Source organism: Chryseobacterium sp. RR2-3-20, from assembly GCF_017808115.1.
Taxonomy (GTDB): domain Bacteria; phylum Bacteroidota; class Bacteroidia; order Flavobacteriales; family Weeksellaceae; genus Chryseobacterium; species Chryseobacterium oryzae.
This window is the reverse complement of the sequence record NZ_JADQBD010000010.1, coordinates 37171-50671: the sequence shown is the minus strand read 5'-3', so window position 1 is coordinate 50671 and position 13501 is coordinate 37171. Positions and strand designations below refer to the sequence as shown.

The 13501-nt window shown below is 35.5% G+C and carries 11 protein-coding genes; 8 read left to right on the top strand and 3 right to left on the bottom strand.

Annotated elements, in window-relative coordinates:
* Positions 1-134 precede the first annotated feature (134 nt).
* The 3 genes from tnpA to IV513_RS04335 all read left to right on the top strand — a co-directional run bounded on the left by tnpA (position 135) and on the right by IV513_RS04335 (position 4926).
* Positions 135-584, top strand: coding sequence for an IS200/IS605 family transposase (tnpA, locus tag IV513_RS04345; RefSeq protein WP_209389289.1), 450 nt, complete (start codon positions 135-137; stop codon positions 582-584).
* A 96-nt stretch (positions 585-680) separates the two neighbouring features.
* On the top strand, positions 681-2123 hold the full coding sequence (locus IV513_RS04340) for an alpha-L-fucosidase (RefSeq protein ID WP_209389288.1): 1443 nt from the start codon (positions 681-683) through the stop codon (positions 2121-2123).
* Positions 2124-2262: 139 nt separating this feature from the next.
* A complete protein-coding gene (locus IV513_RS04335) occupies positions 2263-4926 on the top strand; it encodes a beta-glucosidase (protein WP_209389287.1) in 2664 nt (887 codons plus the stop codon).
* A gap of 54 nt (positions 4927-4980) precedes the next feature.
* Here IV513_RS04335 and IV513_RS04330 read toward each other — a convergent pair whose 3' ends face one another.
* Complete coding sequence (locus tag IV513_RS04330) at positions 4981-5355, bottom strand: hypothetical protein (protein WP_209389286.1); 375 nt, start codon at positions 5353-5355, stop codon at positions 4981-4983.
* A 138-nt stretch (positions 5356-5493) separates the two neighbouring features.
* Here IV513_RS04330 and IV513_RS04325 point away from each other — a divergent pair, with 138 nt between their 5' ends.
* The 4 genes from IV513_RS04325 (at position 5494) to IV513_RS04310 (ending at position 8782) form a co-directional block, all read left to right on the top strand.
* A complete protein-coding gene (locus IV513_RS04325; protein WP_209389285.1) occupies positions 5494-5757 on the top strand; it encodes a hypothetical protein in 264 nt (87 codons plus the stop codon).
* 149 nt (positions 5758-5906) lie between these two features.
* A complete protein-coding gene (gene lpdA, locus IV513_RS04320; protein WP_209389284.1) occupies positions 5907-7295 on the top strand; it encodes a dihydrolipoyl dehydrogenase in 1389 nt (462 codons plus the stop codon).
* Between the two features lie 130 nt (positions 7296-7425).
* On the top strand, positions 7426-8226 hold the full coding sequence (locus IV513_RS04315; RefSeq protein ID WP_209389283.1) for a patatin-like phospholipase family protein: 801 nt from the start codon (positions 7426-7428) through the stop codon (positions 8224-8226).
* A gap of 109 nt (positions 8227-8335) precedes the next feature.
* Entirely contained in the window at positions 8336-8782 is a 447-nt protein-coding gene (locus IV513_RS04310; protein ID WP_245168852.1) for an ecotin family protein, read from the top strand.
* A 67-nt stretch (positions 8783-8849) separates the two neighbouring features.
* On the opposite strand, the gene IV513_RS04305 is transcribed toward IV513_RS04310, so the two are convergent.
* A complete protein-coding gene (locus IV513_RS04305; protein WP_209389282.1) occupies positions 8850-9860 on the bottom strand; it encodes a cytochrome d ubiquinol oxidase subunit II in 1011 nt (336 codons plus the stop codon).
* Positions 9857-11200, bottom strand: a complete 1344-nt coding sequence (locus IV513_RS04300) for a cytochrome ubiquinol oxidase subunit I (protein WP_209389281.1) — start codon at positions 11198-11200, stop codon at positions 9857-9859. The genes IV513_RS04305 and IV513_RS04300 overlap by 4 nt, the downstream gene beginning before the upstream one ends.
* Before the next feature lie 248 nt (positions 11201-11448).
* Here IV513_RS04300 and gyrB point away from each other — a divergent pair, with 248 nt between their 5' ends.
* A complete protein-coding gene (gene gyrB / locus IV513_RS04295) occupies positions 11449-13383 on the top strand; it encodes a DNA topoisomerase (ATP-hydrolyzing) subunit B (protein ID WP_209389280.1) in 1935 nt (644 codons plus the stop codon).
* Positions 13384-13501: the final 118 nt, after the last annotated feature.

The window sequence follows — 13501 nt, the reverse complement described above, 5'->3', positions numbered from 1 at the left end:
TTTTCCTGAAATGAAGTGCTATTCTCAATTTTTATTCGAAGAGAATACCTCGAGGCTTGCCTCGGGGTAAAAGCGGAAAAGTTTGAAAAACGGAGGGTTTTTCAAGACGCTTTGAAAAAGTGTAAATTTGACTTGTGGATGAACATATTTACAAAAGACACAATAAAAGTTTGCTTTTATATCATTTGGTTTTTCCAATGAAATATAGAAGAGAAGTTTTAACGAAGGAAATAGGAGAGAGTCTCAAATTGATTTGTATTGGTATTTCGGAGAGATATGAAGTTCAATTTGTAGAAATTGGATATGAATCTGACCACGTTCATTTTTTAGTTCAAAGTGTTCCTAATATCTCAGTTTCAAAATTAATAACAATGATAAAAAGTTTGAGTGCACGAGAATTGTTTAAATCTCATCCAGAGATAAAAAGAATTTTATGGGGAGGAAATTTATGGACAAGCGATTACTACGCTAACACGGTTGGTCAATATGGAAATAAAGACGTCATTCGAAAATATATTGAAAATCAAGGGAAAGAAGTGGAGTATGAAAAAATACACGGCGAACAACTCAAGTTATGGGATTAACCAATACCTCGAGGCTTGCCTCGGGGTAGTTTATTTTAAAATGAAATATTTTGTGCCTTTTCTTGAGGAAACATTAATTTAGCAAAAACTAAATTAATGTCTGCCACGCTAAAAACGAAAGCCTTATTTTTTTCTTCAATTCTCCTTTCCTCCACTTTTTTTTCACAAGCTCATAATGTGTCTGATGGTTATCAGAAACCTACAGATCCACTTGTTATTCAGAATCTTGAAAATTGGCAGGATCTTAAATTCGGACTGTTTATGCATTGGGGAACGTACAGCAAGTGGGGAGTTGTGGAAAGCTGGAGCATTTGCCCGGAAGACGAATCCTGGACGCAGAGAAAACCCGAACATGGCAAATCTTACTATGATTATGTGAAAAATTACGAAAATCTTCAGACGACATTCAATCCCACACAATTAAATCCACAAAAATGGGCAGATGCAGCCAAAAAAGCTGGGATGAAATATTTGGTTTTTACTACAAAACATCACGATGGTTTTGCAATGTTTGATACCCAACAGTCTGATTATAAAATCACTTCTTCCAAAACACCTTTTTCTAAAAATCCTAAAGCGGATGTAACGAGAGAAATTTTCAATACATTCAGAAAAGAAGGTTTCAAAATAGGAGCTTATTTTTCGAAACCAGATTGGCATTCCGATAATTATTGGTGGTCATACTTTCCGCCGAAAGACAGAAATGTAAATTATGATCCGAAAAAGTATCCTGAAAGATGGAATAATTTCAAAGATTTCACTTTTAATCAGTTGAATGAAATCACTTCAAATTACGGTAAAGTTGATATTCTTTGGCTGGACGGAGGCTGGGTTCGCCCGTTTCATACCATCGATCCAAATGTTGAATGGCAAAGAACGATTAAAGTAGAGCAGGATATTGATATGGATAAAATCGGGACAATGGCAAGAAAAAACCAACCCGGAATTATTATTGTAGATCGCACTGTGCCCGGAAAATGGGAAAATTATGTGACACCGGAACAGGCTGTTCCGGAAAAAGCACTTTCTATTCCGTGGGAGAGTTGCATTACGATGGGCGATTCTTTTTCGTATGTCCCGAATGACAATTATAAATCTTCCCAGAAAATTATTGAAACGCTGGTGAAAATCATTTCAAGAGGTGGAAATTACCTGATGAACATTGCTCCAGGGCCCAACGGAGATTATGATGAGATTGTTTATAAAAGATTAAGCGAAATTGCCGGTTGGATGGATAAAAATCAGTCGGCGGTTTTTGCAACGAGAAGTGTTGCTCCTTACCACGAAGGAAATTTTTATTACACACAGAGTAAAGACGGAAAAACAGTAAATATTTTTCATTTGAGCGATCAGTCAGATTATCAATCGCCATCAACGCTGAAATTTATTATTCCTGAAAATTTTAACCCAAAATCATTAAAAGCTTTAGGGTTATCAGGCAGAATTCAATGGAAAAAATCAGGAAATTCAATTGAACTCAATTTACCAAAGGAAAGAACTCAATTAAAATATTCAACGGTAATTCAGATTACACAATAGTTGAATTGGCGAAGACTTAAAAATGACTTAGGATTCGGAAGTGTTAAGGAAGTTTTTCCAAATTTTAGCAGAAGAATCCGTCTTGAACTTTGGTTCTTATGTTTAATGACAAAAGAACAATAATTAAATCAAATTATGTATGTACTTTAAGTTTCGTTTTAAAATAATAGCTTTTTCATTATTGAGTTCTGTAATCATTTCAGCTCAAAAACCTTTGTATAAAGACCCGAAACAGACTGTGGAAGTCAGAGTTCAGGATTTATTGAAAAGGATGACTCCCGAAGAAAAATTCTGGCAGTGTTTTATGATTCCCGGAGATTTGGATAACGTTCCGAAAGGGCAGTATTCCCACGGAATTTTTGGTTTACAGGTGAGTGCAGGAAATCCGGGAGGTGGCGTTGCCGGACAATTGCTGAAATATAATGCCAATGAAGATGCAGAAAGGCTGGCAAAAAAAATCAATGCCATTCAAAAATATTTTGTGGAAGAATCCCGATTGGGAATTCCCATCATCCCTTTTGACGAAGTTTTGCACGGGTTGATGCGTGAAGGAGCAACGGCTTTTCCACAGGCAATAGGCTTGTCGGCAACTTTTAATCCTGAGTTGATGAAACAAGTTTCGACAGCGATTGCAAAAGAATCTAAACTGAGAGGAATTCGTCAGATTTTGACACCCGTCGTGAATTTGGCGAGTGACGTTCGATGGGGAAGAACAGAAGAAACCTACGGCGAAGATCCGTTTTTGACTTCCGTGATGGGGGTGAATTTCGTCAGCTCTTTTGAAAATCTGGGTATTATTACAACTCCAAAACATTTTTTGGCCAATGTGGGCGATGGCGGAAGAGATTCATATCCAATTCATTGGAGCAAAAGATATTTGGAAGAAACGCATTTAATTCCCTTTCAAAAAGCTTTTAATCAAGGAAAAAGCCGTTCTGTGATGACTTCTTATAATCTCTTGGACGGAAGGCCATCAACCGCAAATCATTGGTTATTAACCGAAAAATTGAAAAACGAATGGAATTTCAAGGGTTTCGTGATTAGTGATGCAAGTGCGGTTGGCGGGGCGAACGTTTTGCATTTTACGGCAAAAGATTATGATGATGCTTCTGCACAGGCGATTAATGCAGGACTTGATGTAATTTTTCAAACCGAATATCAACATTATAAATTGTTTATTCCGCCGTTTTTGGATGGAAGAATTTCGAAGGAAAGAATTGATGATGCGGTGGCGAGAGTTTTAAGAGCGAAATTTGAATTGGGTCTTTTTGAAAATCCCTATGTTTCCGAAAAAGATTTGGCTGAGCTAAAGAAAATCAATCATAAACCGTTGGCGGAAAAGGCAGCTGCCGAATCGTTTGTTTTGCTTCAGAATCATAACAAAACACTTCCCATTTCAGAAAATTATAAAAAGATTTTGGTGGTTGGGACGGATGCTTTAGATGCAAGATTGGGAGGATATTCGGGACCGGGAAATAAAAAAGTGAATATTTTGGAAGGAATTAAAAATTTCGTTAAAAATAAAAATGTCGAAATCACCTACTCAAAAGGAATTGACTGGAATTTGAAAAAGTTGGTAACTGTTCCTGCGGAATTTTTATCTTCTGAAAACCAAAAAGGCTTAAAAGGGATTTATTTTTCTAATTCCGATTTAAAAGGAACTCCAGAGTTTGAAAAACAGGACGAACAGTTGAATTTTAAATGGACTTTATATTCTCCAAATCCCGAAAAGCTTCAGCCGGATAATTACAGCATCCGCTGGACAGGCAAACTGGATGCTCCAACATCAGGAAAATATCAATTGGGACTTCGTGGAAATGATGGTTTCAGATTATATTTAAATGGAAAATTATTGATTGATAATTGGGAAAAACTGAGCTATTCAACCCAAACAGTAGATGTGGATTTCACTAAAGGTCAAAAATATAATATTGCTGTAGAATTTCGCGAAAACAGAGGAGAAGCCAATATAGAACTGGTTTGGAATTATGGTTTAAATGATTATCAAAAAGATTTTAAAGATGCTGTAAAATTAGCTCAAAATGCAGATTACATTATCGTTACGGCAGGAATTCATGAAGGTGAATTTCAGGATCGTTCTTCATTGAGCCTTCCGGGAAATCAGGAAGAATTTATTCATGAAATTTCAAAACTAAACAAACCAACCGCAGTTATTTTAGTGGGCGGTTCTGCTATAAAAACCACGGACTGGAAAGATCAGGTAGGAGCAGTTTTAGACGTTTGGTATCCCGGCGAAGAAGGCGGAAATGCGGTTGCAAAAGTGCTTTTTGGTGCAGAAAATCCTTCAGGAAAATTACCCATTACATTTCCGGTTGAGGAGGGACAATTGCCTTTAACGTACAATCATCATCCAACAGGAAGAGGAAATGATTATTATGATTTGAGTGGTGAACCGTTATACCCGTTCGGTTTTGGGCTAAGCTATACCACTTTTGAGATTTCAGATTTAAAATTAAATCAGTCAAAATTTGCAGAAAATGATACTATCATTGCAAAAATTAATGTGAAAAATACAGGCTCAAAAGCAGGAAGCGAAGTTGTACAACTCTATGTAAAAGATTTACTGGCATCAGTTTCAAGACCGGTTATTGAGCTGAAAGGCTTTCAAAAAGTATTTTTAAAACCCGGAGAATCAAAACGTATTTCTATTGAGCTTCCTGTAAAAGAACTTCAGTTTTTGGATTCAACAATGAGCTGGACTGTAGAAAAAGGTACATACAGAATTTTTGTAGGAAATTCTTCTAAAAATCTGCCTTTAAAGCAAAATATTGAAATACAGTAATTGGTTTTGAAATGTATTTTAAAGTAAAAACTCAAACCAATTTCTGATTTGGGGTTATACTAATCTGCACGGAACATCCATATCTTCCGTAAGATAATAACTGCAACATAAGCGATGGTAACCATCTGCAATAATGAGATCATTTTGCCCTCTCATCAGCAATATGGGCGACAATTTTTTATTTTTCTGTACTTTTTTCAGATTTTCTTTAACTTGAATATTGGTTTCCGGCAATAATGGAAGTCTGCTTGCTCTCAGAATATCTTTAGATTTTTTTATAATCGTGGGAGCTTTTTTGAGATCTTCAACAATTTTTTTTGCAGCATCGGGAACCAAAAGCAGTTCCAGGTAATCCTGAGCAGCGGGGAAGTCGTGTTCTTCGGGCTCTTTCATCCAAATATTATCTTGGGTTAAAGTACTTTTTTTCATAAATGTAAATGAATTTTCAAGATATAAAAATAAAGAAATAGTTTAAAAATAGCAATGAATAATTTGGTATAGTATGTGTAATATTCATTTCAAAATCCAATGAATGGTTTTCCTTTAAATATCAAAAAATAAAATGTTATGAAAAACTTATTTATATCAACAGTATTATTGCTTGGTTTCACCACAACTGCTTTTGCACAGAAACGCCCGCCTGTTCCGCCACATCCTTCAAAAACTGAATTGTACAACGCTAAGGCAAAAGAGCTGGATAAAAAATATAATTTTGAGAAAAAATTAATTCTGAAACATCCGCTTGCCACAAAAAAAATGAAAAGCCAGCAGCTGAAAGCTTTAAATGAAAGGTACAGAAACGAAAAAAAACTATTAAAATCTGTAAGATAATTTTTCTTAAAAAATCATTGTATAGAAGAACATAATAAAGAGTGTGCACAAAGCATGCTCTTTTTTGTTAATCAGTAGGGGAAGTCTGCTGTTTGATAACGTTCAAGATCCAATATTTTTCCTTAAATTCGCATAAAAATTTTAAACTAATGAATTACGATATTATTGTCATCGGAAGTGGTCCTGGTGGATATGTTACCGCAATCAGAGCGGCACAGTTGGGTTTTAAAACTGCAATTATCGAAAAAGAAAATTTAGGAGGAATTTGCCTTAACTGGGGGTGTATTCCCACTAAAGCTTTACTGAAATCTGCTCAGGTTTTTCATTATATTAATCACGCTGAAGATTATGGCTTGAATAAAGTGGAAGCAAGTTTTGAGTTTCCGAATGTTATTCAGAGAAGCCGTGGTGTAGCCTCTAAAATGAGCAAAGGGATTGAGTTTTTGATGAAAAAAAACAAAATCGACGTAATTCTTGGGACTGCCAAAGTACAGAAAGGTAAAAAAGTTTCTGTTACAGATAAAGAAGGTAAAACAACCGAATATACAGGAACTCATATCATTATTGCAACCGGAGCCCGCTCCAGAGAATTGCCGAATCTTCCTCAGGATGGCAAAAAAGTAATTGGCTACAGACAGGCGCTCTCTCTTCCTGAACAACCTAAATCTATGATTGTTGTAGGTTCCGGAGCTATCGGAGTAGAATTTGCAGATTTCTATAACACGATGGGGACCAAAGTTACCATTGTTGAATTCTTGCCAAACATTGTTCCTGTAGAAGATGAAGAAATTTCTAAACACCTCGAGAAATCTCTGAAAAAATCTGGTATTGATATTATGACCAATGCTTCTGTAGAAAGTGTTGATACAAGCGGTGAAGGCGTAAAAGCAACGGTAAAAACGGCAAACGGAAACATCACTCTTGAAGCTGATATTTTATTGTCCGCTGTCGGAATTGCTGCAAATATTGAAGGGATTGGTCTTGAAGAAGTGGGAATTCAGACAGATAAAGGCAGAGTTTTGGTAAACGAGTGGTATGAAACTTCTGTTCCTGGTTACTATGCCATCGGAGATATTATTCCTACGCAGGCTTTGGCACACGTTGCTTCTGCTGAAGGAATTACGTGCGTAGAAAAAATCAAGGGAATGCACGTTGAGAAAATAGATTATGGCAATATTCCGGGATGTACATACTGTCACCCAGAAGTGGCTTCTGTTGGTCTTACAGAAAAGCAGGCTAAAGAAAAAGGATACGAAATTAAAGTGGGTAAATTCCCTCTTTCAGCAAGCGGAAAAGCAACTGCCAACGGAAATACAGACGGTTTTATCAAAGTAATCTTTGATGCAAAATATGGTGAATGGTTAGGTTGCCACATGATTGGTGATGGTGTTACGGATATGGTTGCTGAAGCTGTTGTTGCAAGAAAATTAGAAACTACAGGTCACGAAATCATCAAAGCTATACACCCGCACCCAACAGTTTCTGAAGCGATTATGGAAGCAGCTGCAGCTGCTTATGGAGAGGTAATTCATATTTAATTTGATATCTTCAACTTAATATAAACTAAACCACAGATTTGCGCCTGTGGTTTTTTGTTTTCTTAATAATTAACATAAAATTTAGAAATCTTAAAGATTACTTTTAAAGATGTTTTCTTAAATTTATTCAATGAATTCTGAAAAAATAGGATTGGTTTTATCCGGCGGCGGAACAAAAGGTATTGCTCATGCCGGAGTTTTAAAATTTCTGAATGAACAAAACATCAACATAGATGTCTTATCGTGTTGCAGTGCCGGTTCTATTGTTGGGTGCCTTTATGCTATTGGTAAAAAACCTGAAGAAATTTTAGATTTTTTTCAATCGGTATATTTTTTTAACTGGAAGCATTTTGCTTTTAATCAACCCGGGCTTGTTTCGTCTATTATTTTTAAAAATTATCTAAAACCTATTTTTCAGGGAATTAAAATAGGTGATTTGGATAAAGACGTGAGAATTGTTGCTACCGAACTTGTGGGAGGAACAGAAAAAATCTTCGATAAAGATTTTTTGGTTACAGATGCCATTATTGCTTCCTGCTCAATTCCGGGGATTACAACACCTTATATTTTGGGAGAAGAGATGTTTTGCGATGGCGGTGTGCTTAATAATTTCCCAGCAGATATTATTCGGAACGATTGCGATAAAATGATTGGTGTATTTGTTTCTCCGCCAAACGATATTAAGATAAATGATTTAAAATCCATAAAAGCAATTGTTTCCCGTTCATACGATTTACTTTCTTACAGGATAGAAAAAATTAAGTTCGACCATTGCGATTGGCTTATTTCCTCTCAGGAACTTTCTGGTTTTGGTACATTTGAGCGAAAAAAAGAAAGGTTGGAACAGATTTTTAATATTGGGTACAAAGCAGCTAAAGAAAGTTTTTCCGAGAGTTATTTTTTTGCAGGTTTGAATAATGTTGAAAATTAACAAGTTAATTTGATACCACATTTGTGGAATAATTTTTGAATTTTACTTTTTCAAAATTTAAAATAATATAAAATTTTCAAAAATAATTTGTCTTTCTGCAATTCTTTTAATGGGAGGAAATGTATGGGCACAAAAGAAAACTAAAAAGTTTGAAAAACTCCAAATTGAAATGTTCCCTAAAGCAAAGGATGGATATAAAATGGTATATATTCAGCTTCCTGTTGAGAAAAATGAGAACGATTTAAAAGTAGAATTTTTTGCAGGAATTGAAAAAAAAGTAGATTGTAACAGACATTTCTTAATTGGCGATAAAAAACTGAAAGAAGTTCAGGGTTGGGGATACAATTATTATGAAATAGATTCTAAAGGAGAAACTGGAAGCACCTTAATGGCATGTCCGGATCAAAAACTCACTCTTAAGTTCGTTTCTTTGCAGCCAGAAATTGCTAATTATAACAGTAAATTGCCTTTAGTGCTTTATGTCCCTAAAGATATGGAAGTTAGATACAGGATTTTACGCCCCGATTTAATGAAGAAAGCTGTTGGAAAATTATAAGCTTAAAAACTCCTTACATTTTTTGTAGGGAGTTTTCTTTTTAAATCATTTTTTGTTGTGCAAAAAACTACTCTTTAGCATTCCGTCTGCTGAATGAATACATCAGATAAAAAAGGAAAGGCAAAATAAAAATACATCCAATCATAAGTGCCCATCCTAAAAAAATGATGGTTTTTTCCGGAGCTATATTTTCCGTTAATGATAAGTGATTTCCGTTGTGAAGCAGAATAATATCGGGATAAAGCTGATAAGTTGCTGCAACAAGAATCATGAGAATCTGTGCTCCTGCCAAAACTCTTACCAGCAAAAGTTTTTTTGTTTTAATGAAAATAAAGAGCATTCCTAAAAATAGACTAGCGGTAACAACTGCTGCAATACCAATCCAATGTCCAAAAACTCTTTCCAATAAAGGAATTCCGGAAGTGTAAGCGGATATGAATACTAAAATTCCTGTCGCTACTACAAAGATCATAGACTGCTTGGCTTTTTTTATCATGAGATTGAGGTTGTATCCTGCTTTTGTTTCTCTCAAACTGAATATTGATGCAAGATAAAAGCATATTGCCACCGTAAATAATCCCACACAAACTCCGAAAAAATTAAACCAACTGAATACATAAAGATCCAAGAAATTTTTTGCATCAGGATTTAAGGTTCCGGAAATAGAAGACGCACCAATCATTCCCAGAAAAAAAGGCGTCAGTAAACTAGAATAATAAAAAATATGAGTATAAACGTTCTGCCATTGGTCTTCAACCGCATCATAATGTCTGAATGTGAATGCCGTTCCTCTCGCAATAATTCCCACAAGCATTAAAACCAACGGAATATGAAGATAGGTGGAAGCAAAGCTGTAAATATCAGGAAATCCAACAAATAAAATTACGATAGCAATAACAAGCCACATGTGATTTGCTTCCCAAATAGGAGCAATAGATTCATACATTATTTTCTGAGTGTATTTTCTCTCTTTTTTTCTGCTGAAAAGTTCTACAATCCCAGCTCCGAAGTCTGCACCTCCTAAAATAATATAAAGACATATTGCAAGCCAGAGAAATCCTATAACAATATAATTCATGATTTTTTGCTTTTAGATTGATATTCAACATCTGTAGGATCATACAGTTTCGGCACCATTTTAATCTGTCTTTTTAGAAGAAAAATTAGGATTAACGATAATGAAACGAAAATTGCCGTAAAAAAGTAAAAAGAATATTGTATTCCGGGCATCGGAGTCACCGCGTCTATGGTTCTCATAATTCCATATATTATCCAGGGTTGTCTGCCTACTTCAGTCACCGTCCAGCCCGCTTCCAAAGCGATATATCCGAATGGAGTTGCCCATACAAAAGTTTTCAGAAGCCAATTTTTATCCAGCCACTCTTTTTTGAAGAATGTTGAATACACATAAATACTGCCAATAATAATCATGATGACACCAAAAAAAATCATGATTTGAAACGCATAATGAACCACTGAAACCGGTGGCCATTCATCTCTTGGGAAATCTTTTAATCCCTTTACTTCAGAATTGAAATCGCTGCTCACCAAAAAACTTAAAACTTTTGGGATTTTTATTGCATATTTAATTTCTTCTTTATCCTCATCAGGAATTCCACCAATTACAAAAGATGCTCCTTTCTCAGTTTCAAAATGAGCTTCCATGGCGGCAAGTTTTATAGGTTGTCTTTCGGCAACAGATTTTGCAGCAATATCACCGCTTAAAGGTGCACCGAAAGCTCCGATAAGTGCAAAAGAAGCTGCAATACGAAAAGCTTTTGTATGAAATTCTACATTTTTCTTTTTTAAAATTAAATATGCATGAACCCCTGCAACGGCAAATCCTGTAGCACAAAAAGCAGCAACAGTCATGTGAAGAGCCTGAGGAAACCAAGCATCATTGAACATTGCTTTTACAGGATCTATATTCACGTAATTTCCATTAATATAATCAAAACCGGATGGCGAATTCATCCAAGCATTGGCGGCAACCACTAAAATTCCCGAAGCTAAACCGCTTATCCCTACCAAAAATCCGCAAAACCAATGGAACCACTTATTGAATTTGTCCCATCCATACAGAAAAAAGCCTATGGCAATAGCTTCAATAAAAAAAGCGGTACCTTCTAAAGAAAACGGCATTCCGAAAATAGGTCCGGAGTGCTTCATAAATCCTGGCCACAATAAGCCAAGTTCAAAAGAAAGCATCGTTCCCGAAACAGCTCCCGTCGCAAAAAGAATTGCTACACCTTTGCTCCATGCTTTGGTAAGGCCTTTGTAAACTTCGTTGCCGGTTTTTAAGTATTTCCAATGGGCAAATGCCATTAAGAAAGGCATCACCATCCCGACGCAGGAAAAAATAATATGAAAACCTAAAGAAAGAGCCATCTGCGAGCGGGCTGCAATAAAATCATCCATAAAACCAAATTTTCCCATGAAAGTTAGGGATAAATATTCTTTTTTAAATATGATTTATAACAGCAATGAAGCGAAATAATTTAAAATTAACTTTAAATTATTTTTCGTGAAATGTTCATGATATGATGATAATATTGGTGTTCTTTTGTCTTTCATAACTCGAAAAAAATCACGATATTTGTAAGCATTTTTATTGAAAAAATAATCTTATTAAGCTACAGATAAAATCGGGTAGCTGTTACAAAAATATGAGTCAGAAACAATATACAGCAAGTAGTATTCAGGCATTAGAAGGAATGGAGCACGTACGTATGCGTCCTTCAATGTACATTGGTGATGTAGGATTCAGAGGTCTTCACCACTTGGTTTATGAAGTAGTAGATAATTCTATTGATGAGGCTTTGGCAGGGTACTGTGATACCATCTCGGTAAACATTAAAGAAGGAAATGCTATTGAGGTGATGGATAATGGGCGTGGTATCCCTGTAGATTTTCACGAAAAAGAACAAAAGTCTGCTCTTGAAGTAGTAATGACCAAAATTGGAGCCGGAGGTAAGTTCGATAAAGATTCTTATAAAGTATCCGGAGGATTACACGGAGTTGGGGTTTCTTGTGTGAATGCACTTTCTAATGAAATGATAACGACTGTTTATCGTGACGGAAATGTTTATCAGCAGATTTATTCTAAAGGAAAAGCTCAGACAAATGTAGAAGAAATAGGAAAAAGTGATTACAGAGGTACAAAACAGTTTTTTCAGCCGGATGATACTATTTTCACAGAATTAGTTTACAATTACGATACTCTTGCTACTCGTTTAAGAGAACTTTCTTACCTTAATAAAGGTATAACCATTACGCTAACAGATGAGAGAAGTGTTCTTGAAGACGGTTCTTTCAAATCTGAAGTTTTTCACTCTGAAGGCGGTTTAAAAGAATTTGTTGAATTTATAGACGGAAACCGAGAATCTATCATGGAAAGTGTAATTTTCATGGAAGGTGATCGTGATGATATTCCGGTGGAGGTTGCGATGAGATATAATACATCTTTCAGCGAAAATCTTCATTCTTACGTTAATAATATCAATACTCACGAAGGAGGAACTCACTTGGCGGGTTTCAGAAGGGCTTTAACAAGAACTTTGAAAAAATATGCAGATGATTTAGGTATTCCTCAGAAAGAAAAAGTAGAAATTACAGGAGACGACTTCCGTGAAGGATTAACAGCTGTGGTTTCAGTAAAAGTTATGGAACCTCAGTTCGAGGGGCAAACAAAAACAAAACTAGGAAACTCTGAAGTTTCTGGTGCGGTTGATAAAATCGTGGGAGAAATGCTTACTAACTTTTTAGAAGAAAATCCTAACGAAGCTAAGCAGATTGTTCAGAAAGTAGTTTTAGCAGCAAAGGCAAGACAGGCAGCGAAAAAAGCTAGAGAAATGGTTCAGAGAAAATCTCCAATGGGAGGTTCTGGGCTTCCGGGAAAACTTTCAGACTGTTCTTCTAAAGATCCTCAGGAATCTGAATTATTCTTAGTAGAGGGGGATTCTGCGGGTGGAACGGCTAAACAGGGGCGTGACAGACATTTTCAGGCAATTTTGCCTCTAAGAGGTAAAATATTGAATGTTGAAAAATCTATGCTCCACAAAGTTTATGATAATGAAGAGATAAAAAATATTTATACTGCTCTTGGTGTTTCTGTAGGAACTGAAGAAGACAGCAAAGCACTGAATATGGCAAAACTGAGATATCATAAAATCGTTATCATGACCGATGCCGATATAGATGGTTCTCACATTTCGACATTAATTCTTACGTTTTTCTTCCGTTTTATGAAAGAACTTATAGAAAACGGATATGTTTACATTGCTCAGCCGCCTTTATATCTTTTGAAGAAAGGAAACAAAAAAGTGTATGCTTATAACGAAAAAGAGCGTGAAGATTTTACTTTAGAAATGTCTCCAGATGGAAAAGGTGTAGAAGTACAGCGTTACAAAGGTCTTGGGGAAATGAATCCTGAACAGCTTTGGGAAACAACTCTTAATCCGGAAAACAGAATTCTAAAACAGGTAACCATCGATAATGCAGTTGAAGCAGACAATGTATTTTCTATGTTGATGGGGGATGAAGTTCCGCCAAGAAGAGAATTTATTGAGAAAAATGCAAAATATGCTAAGATTGATGCATAATCATTTCATTAATAATATTTTAAAGGCTCCATTTTTTATGGAGTCTTTTTTTTGTTTAGAAACACAATAATTCTCATCTGAAGGATAATTTTTTTAACATTTTATTAAGATTTTTTAT